This window comes from Streptomyces sp. SUK 48 (assembly GCF_009650765.1).
GTDB lineage: Bacteria > Actinomycetota > Actinomycetes > Streptomycetales > Streptomycetaceae > Streptomyces.
Genome location: NZ_CP045740.1, coordinates 3,968,738 through 3,988,362 on the forward strand (window position 1 = coordinate 3,968,738; position 19,625 = coordinate 3,988,362).

General features: G+C 70.8%; 18 protein-coding genes. 6 read left to right on the forward strand and 12 right to left on the reverse strand.

The features are described from left to right. Positions 1 to 71 precede the first annotated feature (71 nt). Together GHR20_RS17110 and GHR20_RS17115 are read left to right on the forward strand one after the other, a co-directional pair. The gene (locus GHR20_RS17110) at positions 72 to 1,256 is read left to right on the forward strand and encodes a pyridoxal phosphate-dependent aminotransferase (protein WP_153813647.1); all 1,185 of its coding nucleotides are present in this window, start codon (positions 72 to 74) and stop codon (positions 1,254 to 1,256) included. Positions 1,257 to 1,326: 70 nt separating this feature from the next. Continuing rightward, on the forward strand, positions 1,327 to 2,511 hold the full coding sequence (locus GHR20_RS17115; protein ID WP_153813648.1) for a hypothetical protein: 1,185 nt from the start codon (positions 1,327 to 1,329) through the stop codon (positions 2,509 to 2,511). A gap of 13 nt (positions 2,512 to 2,524) precedes the next feature. Here GHR20_RS17115 and GHR20_RS17120 read toward each other — a convergent pair whose 3' ends face one another. Together GHR20_RS17120 and clpB are read right to left on the reverse strand one after the other, a co-directional pair. Continuing rightward, entirely contained in the window at positions 2,525 to 3,067 is a 543-nt protein-coding gene (locus GHR20_RS17120; protein ID WP_111583191.1) for a YbjN domain-containing protein, read from the reverse strand. 107 nt (positions 3,068 to 3,174) lie between these two features. Further along, positions 3,175 to 5,784 (reverse strand): ATP-dependent chaperone ClpB, encoded by a 2,610-nt coding sequence (gene clpB, locus GHR20_RS17125; protein ID WP_153813649.1) that lies wholly within the window; start codon positions 5,782 to 5,784, stop codon positions 3,175 to 3,177. A 162-nt stretch (positions 5,785 to 5,946) separates the two neighbouring features. On the opposite strand from clpB, the gene GHR20_RS17130 reads away from it, so the two are divergent. Beyond that, the gene (locus GHR20_RS17130) at positions 5,947 to 6,360 is read left to right on the forward strand and encodes a TIGR03618 family F420-dependent PPOX class oxidoreductase (protein WP_111583193.1); all 414 of its coding nucleotides are present in this window, start codon (positions 5,947 to 5,949) and stop codon (positions 6,358 to 6,360) included. A gap of 181 nt (positions 6,361 to 6,541) precedes the next feature. On the opposite strand, the gene GHR20_RS17135 is transcribed toward GHR20_RS17130, so the two are convergent. Both GHR20_RS17135 and GHR20_RS17140 read right to left on the reverse strand, forming a co-directional pair. Continuing rightward, positions 6,542 to 6,877 carry a hypothetical protein gene (locus GHR20_RS17135; RefSeq protein WP_085565785.1) on the reverse strand — a complete coding sequence of 112 codons (336 nt, stop codon included), beginning with the start codon at positions 6,875 to 6,877 and terminating at the stop codon, positions 6,542 to 6,544. A 1-nt stretch (position 6,878) separates the two neighbouring features. Beyond that, positions 6,879 to 7,163, reverse strand: a complete 285-nt coding sequence (locus GHR20_RS17140; RefSeq protein WP_237520594.1) for a hypothetical protein — start codon at positions 7,161 to 7,163, stop codon at positions 6,879 to 6,881. A 105-nt stretch (positions 7,164 to 7,268) separates the two neighbouring features. Here GHR20_RS17140 and GHR20_RS17145 point away from each other — a divergent pair, with 105 nt between their 5' ends. Both GHR20_RS17145 and GHR20_RS17150 read left to right on the forward strand, forming a co-directional pair. Beyond that, positions 7,269 to 8,279, forward strand: coding sequence for a helix-turn-helix transcriptional regulator (locus GHR20_RS17145; RefSeq protein ID WP_111583194.1), 1,011 nt, complete (start codon positions 7,269 to 7,271; stop codon positions 8,277 to 8,279). 4 nt (positions 8,280 to 8,283) lie between these two features. Next, positions 8,284 to 8,532 carry a hypothetical protein gene (locus GHR20_RS17150; RefSeq protein ID WP_153813650.1) on the forward strand — a complete coding sequence of 83 codons (249 nt, stop codon included), beginning with the start codon at positions 8,284 to 8,286 and terminating at the stop codon, positions 8,530 to 8,532. Here GHR20_RS17150 and GHR20_RS17155 read toward each other — a convergent pair. The 7 genes from GHR20_RS17155 to GHR20_RS17185 form a co-directional block, all read right to left on the reverse strand. Beyond that, entirely contained in the window at positions 8,527 to 9,543 is a 1,017-nt protein-coding gene (locus tag GHR20_RS17155) for a helix-turn-helix transcriptional regulator (protein ID WP_153813651.1), read from the reverse strand. The genes GHR20_RS17150 and GHR20_RS17155 overlap by 6 nt on opposite strands. Before the next feature lie 236 nt (positions 9,544 to 9,779). Further along, positions 9,780 to 10,886, reverse strand: coding sequence for a substrate-binding domain-containing protein (locus tag GHR20_RS17160; RefSeq protein ID WP_153813652.1), 1,107 nt, complete (start codon positions 10,884 to 10,886; stop codon positions 9,780 to 9,782). A gap of 317 nt (positions 10,887 to 11,203) precedes the next feature. Then, complete coding sequence (locus GHR20_RS17165; protein WP_153813653.1) at positions 11,204 to 11,659, reverse strand: helix-turn-helix domain-containing protein; 456 nt, start codon at positions 11,657 to 11,659, stop codon at positions 11,204 to 11,206. Positions 11,660 to 11,664: 5 nt separating this feature from the next. Next, positions 11,665 to 12,840 carry a molecular chaperone DnaJ gene (gene dnaJ / locus GHR20_RS17170; protein ID WP_153813654.1) on the reverse strand — a complete coding sequence of 392 codons (1,176 nt, stop codon included), beginning with the start codon at positions 12,838 to 12,840 and terminating at the stop codon, positions 11,665 to 11,667. Between the two features lie 36 nt (positions 12,841 to 12,876). Beyond that, positions 12,877 to 13,545 (reverse strand): nucleotide exchange factor GrpE, encoded by a 669-nt coding sequence (grpE, locus tag GHR20_RS17175; RefSeq protein WP_111583198.1) that lies wholly within the window; start codon positions 13,543 to 13,545, stop codon positions 12,877 to 12,879. Beyond that, a complete protein-coding gene (gene dnaK / locus GHR20_RS17180; protein ID WP_111583199.1) occupies positions 13,542 to 15,386 on the reverse strand; it encodes a molecular chaperone DnaK in 1,845 nt (614 codons plus the stop codon). Before dnaK ends, grpE begins: the two co-directional genes overlap by 4 nt. Before the next feature lie 94 nt (positions 15,387 to 15,480). Then, positions 15,481 to 16,512 carry an MraY family glycosyltransferase gene (locus GHR20_RS17185; RefSeq protein ID WP_153813655.1) on the reverse strand — a complete coding sequence of 344 codons (1,032 nt, stop codon included), beginning with the start codon at positions 16,510 to 16,512 and terminating at the stop codon, positions 15,481 to 15,483. A gap of 218 nt (positions 16,513 to 16,730) precedes the next feature. Between GHR20_RS17185 and GHR20_RS17190 the strand changes: the two genes are divergently transcribed. After that, positions 16,731 to 19,013, forward strand: a complete 2,283-nt coding sequence (locus tag GHR20_RS17190; protein ID WP_153813656.1) for a (Fe-S)-binding protein — start codon at positions 16,731 to 16,733, stop codon at positions 19,011 to 19,013. Between the two features lie 140 nt (positions 19,014 to 19,153). Here GHR20_RS17190 and GHR20_RS17195 read toward each other — a convergent pair whose 3' ends face one another. Then, a complete protein-coding gene (locus GHR20_RS17195; RefSeq protein ID WP_111583202.1) occupies positions 19,154 to 19,480 on the reverse strand; it encodes an antibiotic biosynthesis monooxygenase in 327 nt (108 codons plus the stop codon). Between the last annotated feature and the right edge of the window lie 145 nt (positions 19,481 to 19,625).

A 19,625-nucleotide genomic window follows, 5' to 3' on the forward strand; every position in this document is an offset into this window, starting at 1 on the left:
GGTGCCCCGGAGATGCCCGCCCCGGACGAGAGCCAAAGCGGAGTTGAGGAACTCCAGAGCTTGGGCGCAGGATGGCGGCCATGACCTCCACCGCGCGCCCCCTCCTCAACCGCAGGCTCGCCGAGTTCGGTACGACGATCTTCGCGGAGATGTCCGCCCTCGCCGTCGCCACCGGGTCGATCAACCTGGGCCAGGGCTTCCCCGACACCGACGGCCCCGAGGAGATCAGGGAGGCCGCCGTACGGGCGCTGCGCGACGGGCGCGGCAACCAGTACCCGCCGGGCCCCGGCGTCCCCGAGCTGCGCACCGCGATCGCCGCGCACCAGCTGCGCCGCTACCAGCTGTCGTACGACCCCGACACCGAGGTGCTGGTGACGGCGGGCGCCACCGAGGCCATCGCGGCCGCGCTGCTCGCGCTGCTGGAGCCGGGCGACGAGGTGGTGGCCCTGGAGCCGTACTACGACTCCTACGCGGCGAGCATCGCGCTGGCGGGCGGCCGCCGGGTGCCGGTGACCCTGCGCCCGCACGAGGGCAGCTTCCGGCTCGACCTGGACGAGCTGCGCGCCGCCGTCACCGACCGGACCCGGCTGCTGCTGGTCAACACCCCGCACAACCCCACCGGGACCGTCCTCACCCGCGCCGAGCTGACCGCGATCGCCGAGCTCGCGGTGGAGCGGGGCCTGCTGGTGGTGACGGACGAGGTGTACGAGCACCTGGTGTTCGACGACGCCGAGCACCTCCCCCTCGCCTCCTTCCCGGGGATGCGCGAGCGCACGGTGACCATCGGCTCGGCCGGCAAGACGTTCTCGTTCACCGGCTGGAAGGTCGGCTGGGTGACCGCCGCGCCCGCCCTGGTCAGCGCGGTCCGCGCGGCCAAGCAGTTCCTCACCTACGTCTCCTCGGGCCCCTTCCAGTACGCGGTGGCCGAGGCGCTCGCCCTGCCCGAGTCCTACTACGACGACTTCCGCCGCTCGATGCGCGAGCGCCGGGACATCCTGTCGGCGGGGCTCACGGCGGCGGGCTTCGAGGTGTTCAGGCCGGCGGGCACCTACTTCGTCACCACCGATATCCGCCCCCTCGGCGAGAAGGACGGCTTCGCCTTCTGCCGCGCCCTGCCCGAACGCGCCGGTGTGGTGGCCATCCCGAACGCGGTCTTCTACGACGACCGCGAGGCCGGCGCCCCGTTCGTGCGGTTCGCGTTCTGCAAGCGCGAGGACGTGCTGCGCGAGGCGGCGGAGCGCTTGCGGGCCATGTGAGGGACGGCGCGCCGCCGGTTGGCCGCGCCCTGCTCGCATCCGGGGCCGGGCCCTTGCAAGGTGCGGAGGTGTGACCCACGTCAGCACCGTTCTCGCGCCGCCCGTCACCGCTCCCGAACCCGCGCCCGGGGAACGCGCCCGCGTCTCCCCGCTCCGGGCGGGCGGCGTCGCCGTAGGACTCTTCCTCGGCGCGCGGCTCGCCGGTGCCGCCGTCCTCGCCCTGCTCGCCGAGGCCGCCGGCCGGCCGGTGCTGGCCCTGCTGGGCCGCTCCTGGGACTCGGTCTGGTACCTGGGCATCGCGGCGCACGGGTACGGCCACGCGCTGGGCCGGCACGGCTACAGCGATCTGGCGTTCTTCCCGCTGTACCCGGCGCTGGTGCGGGCGGTGAGCGAGGTGAGCACGCTCGGCGGGGGCGCAGCCGGGCTGCTGGTGTCCTGGTCGGCGGCGCTGGTGGCCGCGGCGGGCCTGTACGCGGTGGGGACGCTGCTGTACGGGCGGGCGGTGGGGACCGCACTGGTGCTGCTGTGGGGGCTGCTGCCGCACTCGGTGGTGCTGTCGATGGCGTACACCGAGCCGGTGCTCGCCGCGTGCGCGGCCTGGTCGCTGTACGCGGTGCTGACCGGGCGCTGGCTGTGGGCGGGAAGCCTGGCGGCGCTCGCGGGGCTGGCCCGGCCGAACGGGTTCGCGGTGGCCGCCGCGGTGCTCGCCGCGGCCGGCCACGAGGTGTGGCGGCGGCGCGGCCGGGTTTCCCACAGGCTGTGGACGGGCGCGGCGCTCGCCCCGCTGGGCTGGACCGCGTTCCTGCTGTGGGTGGGCCGCCGCCGGGGCGATCTGCTGGGCGGCTACTTCGACGTCCAGGCGCGCTGGGGCTCCCGGTTCGACCTCGGGCGCGGCTCGCTGCGCTTCGTGCGCGCCCTGCTGCTGCACGGCGGCCGGGTGGTGTTCCCGATGGCGCTGCTGCTGGTGGCCGCGGGCGTGCTGCTGTTCGTGCTGCTGGCGCTCGACCGGCCGCCGCCGGCGCTGCTGGTCTACAGCGGGGTGCTGCTGCTGGTCGTGCTCGGCGGGTCGGGCATCTTCGAGTCCAAGCCGCGCTTCCTGCTGCCGGCCTTCCCGCTGCTGCTGCCGCCGGCCCGCGCGCTGGTCCGCACGGCGAAAGCCCGGCCCTGGCACGCGGCCGTGACGGTCGCGGCCCTGGCCGGGCTGTCGTACCTCTACGGCGCGTACCTGCTGGTGCTGGGGAACGCGCCGCTGTAGCGGTCCGTGCCGGTCACTCGCCGGAGTCGGCCTCGCCGTCCTGCGGCTTCTCCGTGCCCTCGGCGTCCGGCTCCAGGCCCAGCTGCTCGACCAGCCACTTGTCGAACTCGATCGCGGCGCGCACCCAGCTGACCGTGGAGGAGACGAAGTGGTTCAGGTCGACGCCGGTGCCGATCAGCATCTGGGCCTCGCCGATGAGGCGGACCGTGCCGTCGTCGTGCGTGTGGGTGTAGACCTTGGGCCACAGGGTGCGGCGGTTCCAGTCGTCGACCGACTCGAGGAGCTGGGCCTTGTCCTCGATCTGGTGCGGGCGGTCGTAGAAGGTCCGCACCGAGAAGACCGCGTGCTCGTCCTCCCCGCGGAACATGAAGTAGGTGCGGAACTGCTCCCAGGGCGCCGCGAGGTCGCCCTCCTCGTCGATGACGTACTTCAGCTCCATCTGCTCCAGGAGCTGCTTCACGAGGTCCTGGTCCGGGAGGACGGGGCCGCCCGGTCCCTGGGGCTGCGGCTCGGGCTGGCCCCCGAAGTTCGGAATCGAGGACGGGTCGATGCTCACCGTGTTTTTCCCTTCGTACGGATTCCGCCATCCTCCCCCATGCGGGGAGGGGGGTGGCAAGCCCTGACGGGGCCTGTCAGCCTTCGGCTGACAGGATCAGCCGTCCGTCAGAGCGTCTTCCCCGTCGCCGGGCCGACCAGCAGGCCCTCGCCGAAGCGGTCCACGCGGACCGTGTCGCCGTCCTTGATCTCGCCGGACAGGATCTCCCGGGCGAGCCGGTCGCCGATGGCGGTCTGCACCAGCCGGCGCAGCGGCCGGGCGCCGTACGCCGGGTCCATCCCCTCCTCCGCGAGCCAGGCCAGCGCCTCGGGCGTGACGTCCAGGGCGAGCCGGCGCTCGGCGAGCCGCCGGCCCAGCCGCTCGATCTGGAGCCCCGCGATCCGCTCCAGCTCGGGCTTGGTCAGCGCGGAGAACACCACCAGGTCGTCCAGGCGGTTGAGGAACTCCGGCTTGAAGGACGCCCGGACGACCTCCAGCACCTGCTCCTTCTTCTCCTCCTCGCTCGCGACCGGGTCCACCAGGAACTGGCTGCCCAGGTTGGAGGTGAGCACCAGGATGGTGTTGCGGAAGTCGACCGTGCGGCCCTGGCCGTCGGTCAGGCGGCCGTCGTCCAGCACCTGGAGCAGGACGTCGAAGACCTCCGGGTGGGCCTTCTCCACCTCGTCCAGGAGGACCACGCTGTACGGGCGCCTGCGCACCGCCTCGGTCAGCTGGCCGCCCTCCTCGTAGCCCACGTACCCGGGGGGCGCGCCGACCAGCCGGGCCACGCTGTGCTTCTCGCCGTACTCCGACATGTCGATGCGGACCATGGCCCGCTCGTCGTCGAAGAGGAAGTCCGCGAGCGCCTTGGCGAGTTCGGTCTTGCCGACGCCGGTCGGGCCGAGGAAGAGGAACGACCCGGTGGGCCGGTCGGGGTCGGCGATGCCGGCCCGGGAGCGCCGTACCGCGTCGCTGACCGCGCGCACCGCCTCGCCCTGGCCGATGAGCCGCCTGCCCAGCTCGTCCTCCATGCGCAGCAGCTTCTGGGTCTCGCCCTCCAGCAGCCGCCCGGCCGGGATGCCGGTCCAGGCCCCGACGACGTCGGCGATGTCGTCGGCGCCGACCTCCTCCTTGACCATGGTGTCCTTCGCGGCCTCCTCCTCGGCCTCGGAGGCGGCCTCCAGCTCCTTCTCCAGCTGCGGGATCTCGCCGTAGAGCAGCTTGGCGGCCTTGTCGAAGTCACCGTCGCGCTGGGCGCGTTCGGCCTGCCCGCGCAGGTCGTCCAGCCGCTCCTTGAGCTCACCGACCCGGTTGAGGGACTGCTTCTCCTTCTCCCAGCGGGCGGTCAGGCCCCGCAACTCCTCCTCCCGGTCGGCGAGATCGCGGCGCAGCTTCTCCAGGCGGGCCAGCGAGGCGGGGTCGGTCTCCTTGCCGATCGCCAGCTCCTCCATCTTCAGCCGGTCCACGGAGCGCTGGAGTTCGTCGATCTCCACCGGCGAGGAGTCGATCTCCATGCGCAGCCGGGAAGCCGCCTCGTCCACCAGGTCGATGGCCTTGTCCGGCAGGAAGCGGGAGGTGATGTAGCGGTCGGAGAGGGTGGCCGCGGCGACCAGGGCGCTGTCCGCGATCTGCACCTTGTGGTGCGCCTCGTAGCGGCCCTTGAGCCCGCGCAGGATGGCGATGGTGTCCTCGACGGTCGGCTCGGCGACCAGCACCTGCTGGAAGCGGCGCTCCAGGGCGGGGTCCTTCTCGATCCGCTCCCGGTACTCGTCCAGGGTGGTGGCGCCGACCATGCGCAGCTCGCCGCGGGCGAGCATGGGCTTGAGCATGTTGCCCGCGTCCATGGCGGAGTCGCCGCCCGCGCCCGCGCCGACGACCGTGTGCAGCTCGTCGATGAAGGTGATGATCTGGCCGTCGGAGTCCTTGATCTCGGCGAGGACGGCCTTGAGGCGCTCCTCGAACTCGCCGCGGTACTTGGCGCCGGCGACCATCGCGCCGAGGTCCAGCGCGACCAGGCGCTTGTCCTTCAGCGACTCGGGCACGTCGCCCTTGACGATCCGCTGGGCGAGCCCCTCCACGACGGCGGTCTTGCCGACGCCCGGCTCGCCGATGAGGACCGGGTTGTTCTTCGTACGACGGCTCAGCACCTGCACGACCCGCCGGATCTCCTGGTCCCGCCCGATGACCGGGTCGAGCCGGCCCTCGCGGGCGGCGGCGGTGAAGTCGGTGCCGAACTTCTCCAGGGCCTTGTACTGGCCCTCCGGATCGGCGGTGGTCACGCGGCGTCCTCCCCTGGCCTTCTTGAATGCCTCCAGCAGCTTCTTCGCCTCGGCGCCCTCGCGCCGCAGCAGCTCACCGGCGGCCCCGCCCTTGGCGGCGATGCCGATCAGCAGGTGCTCGGTCGACAGGTACTCGTCACCGAGGTCCTTGGCCCGCTCGCCCGCGTCCGCGATCACGGCCAGCAGGTCGCGGTTCGGCTGCGGGGGCGCGACGGTGGAGCCGGCCACGCTGGGCAGCGCGGCGAGGAGCTTCTCCGTGCCGACGCGCACGGTGGCCTGGTCGGCCTCGACGGCGGCGAGCAGGTCGGTGATGTTCGCGCTCGGCTGCCGGGGGCCTTCCCCCTCGAGCAGCGCCAGCAGCAGATGCGCGGGGGTCAGGTCCGGGTTCCCCTCGGTCACGGCCCGGTTGCTGGCCGCGTTGATCGCGTCCCGGCTCTTGTTGGTCAGCTCGGCGTCCACCTTCGCGTTCTCCTCCTCGACGTGCCTTCACAACCCGATGTTCCTGTGGAGCGGACGTGCAGACGCGCTCCACATCCCCTGCTGACTTAACCAGCGTACATAAAGTTGAGTCTATTCCACTCAAGGCTGCTCGCGCACCGCTCTGGGGCTAGGTTTCCTGGCATGGCGAACCACTCCGTGGATCCGGGTTCCCCGGACGACGCGTATCTCGGCTTCTGGCGGGAGCGGCATCTGTGCACCCTGACGACCATCCGCCCGGACGGCACCCCGCACGTCGTGCCGGTCGGGGTGACGTACGACCCCGGGGCGCGCCTTGCCCGGGTGATCTGCAACGGGGCCAGCGCGAAGGCGGCCTACGTCCGCGCCGCCGGCCCGGACGGCGCCCTCGCCGCCGTCTGCCAGGTCGACGGGCGCCGCTGGGCCACCCTGGAGGGGCGGGCGCGCGTGTCCGCGGACCCGGAGCGGGTCAGGGAGGCGGAGCGCCGCTACGCCGAGCGCTACACGCGCGAGCCCGCGCCGAACCCGGCCCGCGTGGTGATCGAGATCTCGCTGGAGAGGGCGCTGGGGCGGGGGTGAACGGGATGGGGAGGACGAGCGACTCCGCGACGGCCGCGTTCGATTCGTTCCGGCCACTGCGTGAGCCGGGGCATACCCCGAAATGTCGGCACGAACAACAGCGGCGTCACCGTGTTCAGGTCACGGTGACGCCGCTGCGGGGGGAAGCGCCTGAGCGATCTTTTACGACGGGGGAATCGCGTCAGGCACTGCGGGGGGTGGCCGAGATGGTTCTCAGGTCGGACTCCACCGGCTCGGTGAGCCGGTGATCCCGCTGGTCCAGGTTCACAAAGATCATTCCGTACCGTATGGCACACCGCACCGGCTGGGGCGCCCCGCGCGGCTTGCGCAGGCACCGGTAGGCCCGGACGTCCTCCTCGTCGTCGCGCGTGACGACGACCGGCTCACCGAAGACGGTCACCATCAGCGAGTCCCCGGGGTGGGGAATCGCGGTCACCAGATCGATGAAGTGCCAGCCGGAGCGGTAGGCGGTGGCCATCTCACGGCGGAAGGAGCGGTCGTCGGGTGGCGTGGTCACATCAGCTCCCGGCTGCCGAAGGCCACTTGGTGTCCGTCGGCCACGCGGCGTCCGCGGCCACGACGTTCGTCCCGCCGCCCGTCGCTGCCGCCGAGGGCCACTTGGTGTCCGTGGGCCACTTCGTGTCCGCTCGCACCGAGCTGCTCGCGTCGAGCGTCGCCACCGAGGGCCACTTCGTGTCTGCGCGCAGATCACTCTTCGCACCGAAGGGGCCACTCAGCACGCCAAGGGCCACAACGGCGGAGAAGGTGGCGACCAGCCCCGAGCGAATCATCTTCTTGCCCATGGTCGACTTCGTCCTCACTTGAAGGTCCCCTTCTTCCCCCGTCGGATAAGACGATGGCTCATTCGGGCACATCATGACCACACAATCAGTGCATCATGTTCCTGCATGTTCAGGACCCTGGGGGGTGGAGATTTGACTACAAATCGGCACAATACGGTACATCCCCATGCGGTTACCGAACTGTGCGAGGAAGGGGGCCGACTTTACGCCACCGCCCTGCGCACCGGACGTGTCTCCCGTTCCGACGCGGCATCGGCTCCCTGCCTGATGGAGTTCGCCCTGCTCCACCCGGATCCGGACGATCCCGACTGGCTGCGCCCGGTGCCCCCGGCCGTGGCGCTGGCCCAGCGGCTCTCGCCGCTCGAACGCGAGATAGCAGATCGCCGGCGCTGGGCCGTCGAACTCTCCGACATCTTCGAGCCGTTTCTCGCGCTGAGCACGCAGACGGCCTCCGTGACCGACTCGATCACCGTCCTGGAGGGCAGCGACCGCATCAACGCCGCGCTCGACCTGGCCACCACCGAATGCCGTTCCTCGGTTCTCACCGTACAGCCGAGCAACCACTTCACCGAGCGCAACGTGCGCCAGGGCCTGGAGCGCGACACCGCCCTGGTGGAACGGGGCGTGCACATCCGCACCCTGTACCAGCACACGGTCCGCTACAACCTCAAGCAGATCGGCTACGTCGCCCAGCTCACCAGCGGCAAGGTGGAGTACCGCACCATCGACGAACTGGTCGAACGGCTCATCATCTGCGACGAGTCGGTCGCGTTCATCCCCACCCGCGACGACCAGCAGGTCGCCCTGGAGCTGCGCAACCCCGGGCTCATCCGCTACCTCATCAAGGTCTTCGAGTTCATGTGGAACCGCGCGGTCCCGCTGACCGCGGGCGCCCCGTACGAGACCGCGCCCGACGGCATCACCGAGATCCAGCACTCCATCGCCAAGCTCCTGGTGGAGGGTCATGTGGACGAGGCCATCGCGCGCCGGCTCGGGATGAACGTCCGTACCTGCCGCGCCCACATCGCCAAGCTGGCGCAGGTGCTCGGCAGCGGCAGCCGGGCGCAACTGGGCTTCCTCATCGCCCAGTCCGGCATGCTGGACCGGGACCTCTGAACCGATGACCGCGGGGGAACCGCACGCGCAACACGGCGTCGAGGAGCTGTGCGCGCGGGGCCGCGCGGCGGACGAACGCGCCCTGCGCGCGGGGCGGTTCAACGCCGCCGCCGCCCACGGCGCGCCCTGCCCGGAGCGGTTGGGACTGCTCCAGCCGACCGCCGCCCTCGGGGGCGTCGGCCGGGCCCGACCGGGCTGTCTCATCGGGCGGTCGGACGTCCTGCGCCGGGCGGACGGGGCGCCGGGCTCATAACGAGGCGTCCCGGGCGGCCGGCAGCCCCCTGCCGCTGCCGTCCAGGCCCGCCTGGGCGATGCGCACCCCGAGCTGGGTACGGCTGGCCGCGCCCAGGGTCTCCGAGAGGCGGGCGATGTGCGCGCGGCAGGTCCGCACGCTGATGCCGAGCCGCTCGGCGATCACCGCGTCCTGGTGGCCCTCGGCGAGCAGCGCCGCGATGGACTGCTCGCGGTGCGAGATGCCCTCGATGCCGGTGTCCGGCAGCGGCGCGGTGAGCGGGATGGCGAGGCGCCACAGCCGCTCGAAGACGGTCACCAGGTACTCCACCAGCGCCGGGTGGCGCAGTTCCAGGGCCACGGTGCGGTCGGCGTTCGCCGGGATGAAGGCCACCGTGCGGTCGAAGAGGATGAGCCGGTCGATGACCTCGTCCAGGGTGCGGGCCTCCACCGTGTCGCCCATCAGCTCCAGGTAGTTGAGCAACCCCTGGCCGTGCCGGGCCACATGCGTGTACAGGTCCCGCATGCGCACGCCCCGCCCGCGCAGCGCCAGCGCCCGGTGCAGGCCCTCGGTCAGCTCGGCCTCGCGCCGGATGCCGCCCGGCTGCACGGTGAGCACCTCGGTGGTGCACGCCTCGGTCGCCTCGTCCATCGCGGCCTGGATCCGGGACAGCCCGTCCAGCACCCGTACCGCGCTGCCCCCGGCCGGTGCCGCGAGCGCCTGCAAGCGCCCGAGGCCGGCGTACCACTCGAAGGCGGCCACCGCCGAGCCCACCCGGCGCTGGCTCTCACTGACCTCGTCGTGGACCCCGCGCAGCAGCCGGGTCATGACCTCCTGCGGGGAGGTGGGGACCAGCCAGTCCATGTCGTCGGGGTCCGGGTGCAGCAGGGCCAGTTCCAGCAGGCAGGGCACCGCCTCCGCCTCGACGCGGGGCACCCGGCCCCGGCGCACCGCCCGTGAGTAGACGCGGTCCCCGGCCTCGCACAGCCGGTCGGCACCGTGGGGATGCTGCTCCGCCCTCCGCCCGGCCATCGCGCATTCCACCCCCGGTGTGCTGCCACTTCCGCAGCGCAACTATGCGTGGCGCCGACCGGGTCCGCAACACGGCTCCCCCGGGCGCGGTGGTCGTTAACGACCACTGCGTCCGGGTATCCCCCAGGCTCCGCCCCTCGCATTGCAACAAGATGACGGTGGCGACGCCCTCGGGACGAGGACATCGTTGATCACGCCGTACCGCACCCGCCGGAGAGGCGCGGTGCGGCGACCCGCTACTTCAGGCCGATCGCGGCGCACTGCGCCTTGAACTTGGCGGTGCAGATGTCGTCCACGGTGTAGATGCCGTCCGCGACGACGGTGTCCTTGATGGTCTTGCGCGTCAGGGCGCTCACCTGGACCAGCTTGGCCGGGATGTTCTTGGTGGTGGGGCTGTCCACCTTGTCCTCGGTGAGGGCGTCGAACTGGATGTCCTTGCCCTGGACCTTGGAGACGGCCATCTGCGCGGCGGCCTCGGCCTCGTCCGGGTAGGACTTGTAGACGCTCATGTACTGCTCGCCCGCCACCACCCGCTGCACGGCGTCCAGTTCGGCGTCCTGGCCGGTGACCGGCGGCAGGCTGGTGACGCCCGCGGCCTTCAGGGCCTTGATGACGCCGCCCGCCATGCCGTCGTTGGCGGAGTAGACGCCCGCGATGTTGCCCGCGCCGATCTGGCCGATCGCCTTCGCCATGTTGGCCTGGGCGTTCTCCGGCTTCCAGTCCGTGGTGTCGTAGCTGGCCGCGATGGTCACCTTGCCGTTCAGCTCGGAGAGCGCGCCCTCCTTGAACTGCTTGGCGTTCGGGTCGGTGGGCGAGCCGTTCATCATCACGATCTTCTTCGCGGTGTTCGCGTTCGAGCCCAGCGCGTCCAGCAGCGAGCGGCCCTGCACCTCGCCGACGAGCTCGTTGTCGAAGGAGACGTACGCGCTGATCGGACCCTCGGCCAGGCGGTCGTAGGCGATGACCGGGATGCCCGCGTCCTCGGCCTTCTTCACCTCGCCCGCGATGGCGTGCGCGTCGACGGCGTCCAGCAGGATCACATCGACCTTGTCGTCGATCATCTTCTGCATCTGGCCGGACTGCTTGCCCGCGTCCGCGTCCGCGTTCGCGTACTCGACCTTGCCCTGCTTCCCGGTCAGGTCGGAGACCTTGCTCTTGATGATGGGGTAGTCGAACTTGTCGTAGCGCGTGTTGGTCTTCTCCGGCAGCAGGAGGCCCACGGTGAGGTCGTTGCCCTTGGCCGGGCTCGCGCTCGTGCTGTCCCCCGTCGCGTTCAGGACGCCGCAGCCGGCCAGCGAGAGGGTCGCCGCACAGGCGGCCACGGACAGGGCGATACGGCGCATACGAGGGCTCACTTCACGTGTGTTTCGGACGTGGGCGCTGCTATAGGACCCAGGTGTCCCAAAAGACAACGCGGAGCCGACATCCGGCGTCAAGAACCCTTGCTTAACGAGTGGGCAACACTACGCGCCGTCCAACATGTGAAAGCAATGGGGAAACCTCTCCAAACACCCTTTACGGACCGTCCATCCAAGGGAAGTTCACGAGGCGGCAAAGAACGGGTTGTGGCCGCCGCCGTGCCCGCGGGGTCCCGGACGGCGAAGGGCCCGCGGACGGGATGCGTCCGCGGGCCCTTCGCCGTGCGTGGTGATACGGGCGGTCAGTCGCCCGGCTGCGAAGACCGCTTGGGCCGCCACACGACCAGCGCGCTGGTCTGCTGGACCTCCTGGTACGGGACCAGGTCCCGCCGGTAGGAGGCGTGCACGGCGGCCTCGCGCTGGCGCATGGTGGCCGCCGCGCCGTCCAGGGCCGACTCCAGCTCCGCGACGCGGGACTGGAGCGCGACGACCTGGTTCTCCAGTTCGATGATGCGCTTGATGCCGGCCAGGTTGATGCCCTCGTCCTGCGACAACTGCTGCACCTGGCGGAGCAGTTCGATGTCACGGGCCGAGTAGCGCCGGCCCCGGCCCGCGGTGCGGTCCGGGGAGACCAGGCCCAGGCGGTCGTACTGGCGCAGGGTCTGCGGGTGGAGTCCGGAGAGCTGGGCCGCCACCGAGATGACGTAGACCGGGGTCTCCTCGGTCAGTTCGTACGGATTGCGCCGGCGGCCTTCCATCACCCTCAAGCTCCCTTCGCGGCCTCGAACAGCTCCGCCCGCGGGTCCTCGCCCGCGGTCGCCTCGCGATACGCCTCCAGTGCGTCACGAGCCTTCCCCGACAGGTCCTCGGGGACACTCACCTCGACGGTGACCAGGAGGTCGCCGCGGGTGCCGTCCTTGCGGACCGCGCCCTTGCCGCGGGCCCGCATGGTCCTGCCGTTCGGAGTGCCCGGGGGCAGCTTCAGGGTGACCGGCGGGCCGCCGAGGGTCGGCACCCGCACCTCGCCGCCGAGCGCCGCCTCCGTGAAGGTGACCGGGACGGTCACTGTGAGGTTGTCGCCCTTGCGGCCGAACACCGGGTGCTCGCCCACGTGCACGGTCACGTACAGATCGCCCGCCGGACCGCCCCGCTCGCCGGGGGCGCCCTTGCCGCGCAGCCGGATCCGCTGCCCGTCGGTGACGCCCGCCGGGATGCGGACCTGCATGGTGCGCGAGGACTTGGCGCGTCCGCTGCCCTTGCAGTCGGGGCAGGGGTGCTCCGCGATCAGACCGCGGCCCTTGCAGTCGGGGCAGGGGTCGGTCAGCGAGAAGCCGCCGCCCGAGCCCCGGGCGATCTGGCCGGTGCCGACGCAGGTCGGGCACACCCGGGGCGTGCCGTTCTTGTCGCCGGTGCCGGAACACGCCTTGCAGGGCTGCTGGGAGGTCATCCGCAGCGGGACCGTGGCCCCCTCGATCGCCTCGGTGAAGCTGAGGGTGACCTCGGTGTCCACGTCCTGGCCGCGGCGCGGCTGCGTACGGGTCGCCCCGCCCGCGCCGCCCCGGTTGAACAGGCCCCCGAAGACATCGCCGAGCCCGCCGCCGAAGCCGCCGCCCTGGGCGGTGCCGCCGCCTCCGAAGAGGTCGCCCAGGTCGAAGTTGAAGTTGCCGCCGCCGGCGCCCGGCCCGGGGCGGAAGCCCCCGTTGCCGAACAGGGCGCGCGCCTCGTCGTACTCCTTGCGCTTCTTGGGGTCGCCGAGGACGTCGTTCGCCTCGGAGATCTCCTTGAAACGCTCCTCGGCCTTGGCGTTGCCCTTGTTGGCGTCCGGGTGGAACTCGCGCGCGAGCTTCCGGTACGCCTTCTTGATCTCGGCCTCGGTGGCGTCCTTGGGGACGCCGAGAACCTTGTAGAAGTCCTTCTCGATGAAGTCCTTGGTGCTCATCCCCGACGTCCCTCCTTCCCGTCCGCTGTGATTACGTCAGCCCTCCTCCGGGCCACCGTTCTCCTTGTCGTCGGCCGCCTCGGACTTCTCCTCGGCGCCCTCGGCCTTGCCCGCCTTCTCCGGCTTCCCGGCGCCCGGCTGCGGCTCGGCCACGGCCACCCGCGCGGGGCGGATGGTGCGCTCGCCGATGCGGTACCCGGGCTGCAGGATCGCCACGCAGGTCGTCTCGGTGACGTCCGGCGCGTAGCTGTGCATCAGGGCCTCGTGGATGGTCGGGTCGAAGGGCTCGCCCTCCTTGCCGAACTGCTGGAGGCCCAGCTTGGCCGCGATGGTCTCCGTCGACTCGGCCACCGACTTGAAGCCGCCGACCAGTTCGCCGTGTTCCCGGGCGCGGCCGATGTCGTCGAGCACGGGCAGCAGCTCGGTCAGGAGGTTCGCGATGGCGACCTCCTTGACCGTGACCCGGTCCCGCTCGACCCGGCGGCGGTAGTTCTGGTACTCGGCCTGGAGCCGCTGGAGGTCCGTGGTGCGCTCGCCGAGCGCGGTGCGGACCTGGTCCAGCTGGGCGACCAGCCCGGCGTCTGCGTTCGCGTCCCCGGCCGGGGCCGCCCCCTCCTTGGGGGCGGCCTTCGGCTCGGCGTCGTCAGGGGTGGCGCCGGAGGGGACGTCGGGCTTCTCTTCAAAGCCCGGGGTCTCCTCCGTCACGCGGCACCGTCCTTGCGCTCGTCGTCCACGATCTCGGCGTCCACGACGTCGTCGTCGGCCTTGGCCTGGCCGGCGCCGGCGTCACCCTCGCCCGCGGCCTGCGCGCCCTGGGCGTCGGCGTACATCGCCTGGCCGAGCTTCTGCGAGACGGCCGCGACCTTCTCGGTGGCGGTGCGGATCTCGGCGGTGTCCTCGCCCTTGAGCTTCTCCTTCAGCTCGGCGATGGCGGACTCCACCTCGGTCTTGACCTCGCCCGGGACCTTGTCCTCGTTGTCCTTGAGGAACTTCTCGGTCTGGTAGACGAGCTGCTCGCCCTGGTTGCGGCTCTCGGCGGCCTCGCGGCGCTTGTGGTCGTCCTCCGCGTAGCGCTCGGCCTCCTCGCGCATGCGGTCGACCTCGTCCTTCGGCAGCGAGGAGCCGCCGGTGACGGTCATCTTCTGCTCCTTGCCGGTGCCGAGGTCCTTCGCCGTGACGTGCATGATGCCGTTGGCGTCGATGTCGAAGGAGACCTCGATCTGCGGGACGCCGCGGGGCGCCGGCGGCAGACCGGTCAGCTCGAACATGCCGAGCTTCTTGTTGTACGCCGCGATCTCGCGCTCGCCCTGGTAGACCTGGATCTGCACGGACGGCTGGTTGTCCTCGGCCGTGGTGAAGATCTCGGAGCGCTTGGTCGGGATCGTGGTGTTGCGCTCGATCAGCTTGGTCATGATGCCGCCCTTGGTCTCGATACCGAGGGACAGCGGGGTGACGTCGAGCAGCAGGACGTCCTTGACCTCGCCCTTGAGGACACCGGCCTGGAGCGAGGCGCCGATGGCGACGACCTCGTCCGGGTTGACGCCCTTGTTGGCCTCCTTGCCGCCGGTCAGCTCCTTGACGAGCTCGGCCACGGCGGGCATACGGGTGGAGCCACCGACGAGGACGACGTGGTCGATCTCGTTGATGGAGATGCCCGCGTCCTTGATGACGTTGTGGAACGGCGTCTTGCAGCGCTCCAGCAGGTCGGCCGTCAGCTGCTGGAACTGGGCGCGGGTGAGCTTCTCGTCCAGGTGCAGCGGGCCCTCGGCGGACGCCGTGATGTAGGGCAGGTTGATCGAGGTCTCGGTGGACGAGGACAGCTCGATCTTGGCCTTCTCGGCGGCCTCGCGGAGGCGCTGGAGGGCCATCTTGTCCTTGGACAGGTCCACGCCGTGACCGGACTGGAACTGCTTGACCAGGTAGTCGACGACGCGCTGGTCCCAGTCGTCACCACCGAGGTGGTTGTCGCCGTTGGTGGCCTTCACCTCGACGACGCCGTCGCCGATCTCCAGCAGGGACACGTCGAAGGTGCCGCCGCCGAGGTCGAAGACGAGGATCGTCTGGTCGTCCTTGTCGAGGCCGTAGGCCAGCGCGGCGGCCGTCGGCTCGTTGACGATGCGCAGGACGTTCAGGCCCGCGATCTCGCCGGCCTCCTTGGTCGCCTGGCGCTCGGAGTCGTTGAAGTACGCCGGGACGGTGATGACCGCGTCGGTCACCTTCTCGCCCAGGTAGGACTCGGCGTCCCGCTTCAGCTTCTGCAGGATGAACGCGCTCATCTGCTGCGGGTTGAACTGCTTCCCGTCGAGCTCGATCTTCCAGTCCGTGCCCATGTGGCGCTTCACGGAGCGGATGGTCCGGTCCACGTTCGTGACCGCCTGGCGCTTGGCGACCTCGCCGACCAGCACCTCGCCGTTCTTCGCGAAGGCGACGACGGACGGCGTGGTCCTGGCACCCTCGGCGTTGGTGATGACGGTGGGCTCGCCGCCCTCCAGAACGCTGACGACGGAGTTAGTCGTGCCCAGGTCGATGCCGACCGCACGTGCCATGGTTGATTCCTCCAGCTGACTTGAGTGCAACGGACTCAAGTGTGCACGAGCGGGCCGCTGGGGTCAACAGACCTGAGTCATGGGGACTCAAGTCTTATCCGTTCCTTACACGCAACCGACTGCTGACCTGCGTCGATGCCATACGACGCGGTCGCTGGACCGGAATCCGAACGGGCGCCCGCAGGAGGATGAGCACCAGGACGACCGCTCCTCCCGCCACCCACAGCGCGGGTTCCTCGCCCGCCCACCCGCCATGCACGAGCACCCCGGTGAACACCGCGGCGAAGGCGCCCACCCCGAGCACCACCACGGCCCCCGGCTGGGTGAGCCCGAACCGCCGCAGCCGGTGCACCAGGTGGTCCGGCCCGCGCCGCAGCAGCGGCCGGCGCCCGAGCAGCCGTACGACGACCACCAGGGCGGTGTCCGCGAGGGCGACGGCGCCGAAGCAGAACAGCACGGCTGTGCTCGGCCCGATCGCGTACCCCGCGCGGGTGAAGACGACCCCGGAGGACAGCAGGAAGCCGGTGAACAGCGAGCCGCAGGCGCCGAGTCCGACCCGCGCGGGATGCCAGTTGTGCATCAGGAAGCCGGTGAGGGCGGCGGCGAACACGCTGAGCAGGACGGCGAGCCCGTCCATCACCTCGATGGCGGCGCAGACCCCGGCCCCGAAGGCGGTGACCACGCCGACGGTCCCGGCGAGGCCGTCCGCGTGGTCGAGCCCCCGGAAGGCGAGCGTGACGACGACGATCCCGGCCACGGCGAGCGCGCCCCCGGCCGGCCCCGTCTCGTCGTACGGCACCACGCAGGCCGCCGCCACCGCCGTACCGGCGGCGATCACCCGGCCGCGCAGCCGCCAGACGTCGGCCACCAGGCCGAGCAGTCCGACCGCCACGGCGGCCAGCAGCAGCCCGCCGACACCGTCACCCAGCGGGGCCACCCGGGTCCATTCACCCGTCCAGGCGACCAGCGAGGTGACGGTGACGACGGCGAGGCCGCCGAGCAGCGGCAGGGGGCGCTGCCGGCGTCGGTCGACGACCCCCGCCCGCAGGGCGGGCAGCCGGAACAGCGCCGCGAGGACGGCGGTGAGCAGCAGGGCGGCGGAGGCCGCGGCGATCCCGTAGAGCACGGCTCTAAGGTAGGGGTGAAAGTAGCAATTCGGGATGAATAACACGATCAGATTGCCCTCGGGGTGATCAGCGCGCCACCATGGGCGACCCTCAGCGACCCATATCACCCCGCGCTCCCCTGCATCGCGACGGAAGATAGGGGTAGTCTCAGAGGACTACATAAGTTACCGCTTAGTAATGTCGCTCGGTCAATTCGAGGCCGCCCTCAGGAGCCCCAATGCAACTCGCCGCGATCATCGTGTCGCTGGTCCTGATCGTGGTCGGCGTGGCACTGTTCGGCCGCGCCCTCCTCCAGATCTTCAACTTCATGCGTCTCGGCCAGCCCGTACCGGCCGGGACCAGGACCGACGAGCCCGTGCAGCGCACCGTCACGGTGGCCAAGGAGTTCCTCGGCCACACCCGGATGAACCGCTGGGGCATCGTGGGCGTGGCGCACTGGTTCGTGGCGGTGGGCTTCTTCTCCCTGCTGCTGACGATCGTCAACGCGATCGGCCAGCTCTTCAAGGCGGACTGGATTCTGCCGGTCATCGGCGACTGGGCGCCGTACAACATCTTCGTCGAATTCCTCGGCACGATGACCACGCTCGGCATCCTGGTGCTGATCGTGATCCGCCAGCTGAGCAAGCCGGACAAGCCGGGCCGCAAGTCCCGCTTCGCCGGCTCGAACTTCGGCCAGGCGTACTTCGTCGAGGCCGTCATCCTGATCGTCGGCGTCTGCATCTTCACGCTGCACGCCCTGGAGGGCGCCCAGCACCACGTCGACGGCTACGAGGCGTCGTTCTTCATCTCGTATCCGGTCGTCGCCTGGTTCAAGGGCATGAGCGTCGGCACGCTCCAGAACCTCACCTACTTCTTCGCCGCCCTGAAGATCGCGACCTCCTTCATCTGGATGATCACGGTCGCCCTGAAGACCGACATGGGCGTGGCCTGGCACCGCTTCCTGGCGTTCCCGAACATCTGGTTCAAGCGCAACGCCGACGGCGGCACCTCGCTCGGCGCGCTGCTGCCGATGACCTCGGGCGGCAAGGCGATCGACTTCACCGACCCCGGCGAGGACGACGTCTTCGGCGTCTCCCAGGTCGAGCAGTTCTCCTGGAAGGGCCTGCTGGACTTCTCCACCTGCACCGAGTGCGGCCGCTGCCAGTCGCAGTGCCCCGCCTGGAACACCGGCAAGCCGCTCTCCCCGAAGCTGCTGATCATGTCGCTGCGGGACAACGCGCACGCCAAGGCGCCCTACCTGCTGGCCGGCGGCGGCAAGACGATGGAGGGCGAGGAGAAGGCGTCCGAGGAGCAGCTGGCCCATGTCCCGGCCGCGGCCCTGGCCGAGGCCGAGCGCCCGCTGATCGGCACCGCCGAGGAGAACGGCGTCATCGACCCGGACGTGCTGTGGTCCTGCACCACCTGCGGCGCCTGCGTCGAGCAGTGCCCCGTCGACATCGAGCACGTCGACCACATCGTGGACATGCGCCGCTACCAGGTCATGATCGAGTCGGCCTTCCCCTCCGAGGCGGGCACGATGCTCAAGAACCTGGAGAAGAAGGGCAACCCCTGGGGCCTGGCCAAGAAGCAGCGCCTGGAGTGGACCAAGGAGGTCGACTTCGAGGTCCCGGTCGTCGGCAGGGACATCGAGGACCTCACCGAGGTCGAGTACCTGTACTGGGTCGGCTGCGCGGGCGCGCTGGAAGACCGCGCCAAGAAGACCACGAAGGCGTTCGCCGAACTCCTGCACATCGCGGGCGTCAAGTTCGCGATCATGGGCGGCGACGAGAAGTGCACCGGTGACTCCGCCCGCCGCCTGGGCAACGAGCCTCTGTTCCAGGAGCTCGGCATGGAGAACGTGATGGCCCTGAACACGGCGTTCGGCGAGGAGCTGGACGACGACGGCAAGGCCACCGCGGAGTCCCGCAAGCCCAAATCGGCGAAGAAGATCGTCGCCACCTGCCCGCACTGCCTCAACACGCTCGGCAACGAGTACCCGCAGCTCGGCGGCGACTACGAGGTCATCCACCACACCCAGCTGCTCCAGCACCTGGTGGACGAGGGCAAGCTGATCCCCATCACCCCGGTCGAGGGCATCATCACCTACCACGACCCGTGCTACCTGGGCCGCCACAACAAGATCTACACGCCCCCGCGCGAGATCATCGGCAAGGTCCCGGGCCTGCGCAACGAGGAGATGCACCGCCACAAGGAGCGCGGCTTCTGCTGCGGCGCCGGCGGCGCGCGGATGTGGATGGAGGAGCGCATCGGCAAGCGCATCAACAACGAGCGCGTGGACGAGGCCCTCTCCCTCAACCCCGACATCGTCTCCACGGCCTGCCCGTTCTGCCTCGTCATGCTGACCGACTCGGTCAACGGCAAGAAGAACGACGGCAAGGCCAAGGAGTCCATCCAGGTCGTGGACGTCGCCCAGCTCCTGCTGGACTCCGTGCGCACCCCGGTGGACCCGGCGGGCGAGACCGAGTCCGAGCCCGCCCCGGAGCCCGAACCGGTCAAGTGACGGCCCTGACGGCCCCCTGAGACCCGCCGACGCCCCCTGCTTCGCACAGGCAGGGGGCGTCGGCGTTCCTCAAGGACCGCGACCGCGCGGAGGGCATGGCGCCGGGCCTCGGCGGTGCCGACGAGGTCCGGCGCCCCGCGTCACGCGGTCTTCGGGGCCGCCTGCTGCACCACGTCGAAGGACCACAGGGTGGAGCCGGAGGCGGCCGGCTTGGGGCGGTCGCCCTCGGTGGCGCCGCCCTGGTGGGCGGCCTTCATCGGGCCCTCCATCCACGCCTGGAAGGACGCCTCGTCGCGCCAGCGGGTGTAGACGAGGTACTGGTCGGTGCCCTCGACCGGGCGCAGCAGCTCGAACCACTCGAAACCGTCGGAGTTCTCCACCGCGTGCGCCCGCGAGGCGAACCGCTTCTCCAGGACCTCCCGCTGCTCGGCGGGCACGGTCAGCACATTGATCTTCACTACGCTCATGCCTCCATCCTGCGCCACCCGTCCCGCTCCCGCCGCAGGGGCACCCGGTAACTCGCCACACGCCGCACACACTTACCGGCGTCCGCCGGGACTCCCGTACAGCCCTCGCCCGCCGGCCCGACCGGGGCACCGCGGTGCGGCTGCG

What these genes read in the sequence shown, in the direction of transcription:
- GHR20_RS17110 (WP_153813647.1), top strand. Translation starts at nt 72, where the DNA reads ATGGCGGCCATGACCTCCACCGCGCGCCCCCTCCTCAACCGCAGGCTC.
- GHR20_RS17130 (WP_111583193.1), top strand. Translation starts at nt 5,947, where the DNA reads ATGGCGAACCACTCCGTGGATCCGGGTTCCCCGGACGACGCGTATCTC.
- GHR20_RS17140 (WP_237520594.1), bottom strand. Translation starts at nt 7,163, where the DNA reads ATGGGCAAGAAGATGATTCGCTCGGGGCTGGTCGCCACCTTCTCCGCC.
- GHR20_RS17145 (WP_111583194.1), top strand. Translation starts at nt 7,269, where the DNA reads ATGTTCAGGACCCTGGGGGGTGGAGATTTGACTACAAATCGGCACAAT.
- GHR20_RS17150 (WP_153813650.1), top strand. Translation starts at nt 8,284, where the DNA reads ATGACCGCGGGGGAACCGCACGCGCAACACGGCGTCGAGGAGCTGTGC.
- GHR20_RS17155 (WP_153813651.1), bottom strand. Translation starts at nt 9,543, where the DNA reads ATGGCCGGGCGGAGGGCGGAGCAGCATCCCCACGGTGCCGACCGGCTG.
- GHR20_RS17160 (WP_153813652.1), bottom strand. Translation starts at nt 10,886, where the DNA reads ATGCGCCGTATCGCCCTGTCCGTGGCCGCCTGTGCGGCGACCCTCTCG.
- GHR20_RS17165 (WP_153813653.1), bottom strand. Translation starts at nt 11,659, where the DNA reads ATGGAAGGCCGCCGGCGCAATCCGTACGAACTGACCGAGGAGACCCCG.
- dnaJ (WP_153813654.1), bottom strand. Translation starts at nt 12,840, where the DNA reads ATGAGCACCAAGGACTTCATCGAGAAGGACTTCTACAAGGTTCTCGGC.
- dnaK (WP_111583199.1), bottom strand. Translation starts at nt 15,386, where the DNA reads ATGGCACGTGCGGTCGGCATCGACCTGGGCACGACTAACTCCGTCGTC.
- GHR20_RS17190 (WP_153813656.1), top strand. Translation starts at nt 16,731, where the DNA reads ATGCAACTCGCCGCGATCATCGTGTCGCTGGTCCTGATCGTGGTCGGC.
- GHR20_RS17195 (WP_111583202.1), bottom strand. Translation starts at nt 19,480, where the DNA reads ATGAGCGTAGTGAAGATCAATGTGCTGACCGTGCCCGCCGAGCAGCGG.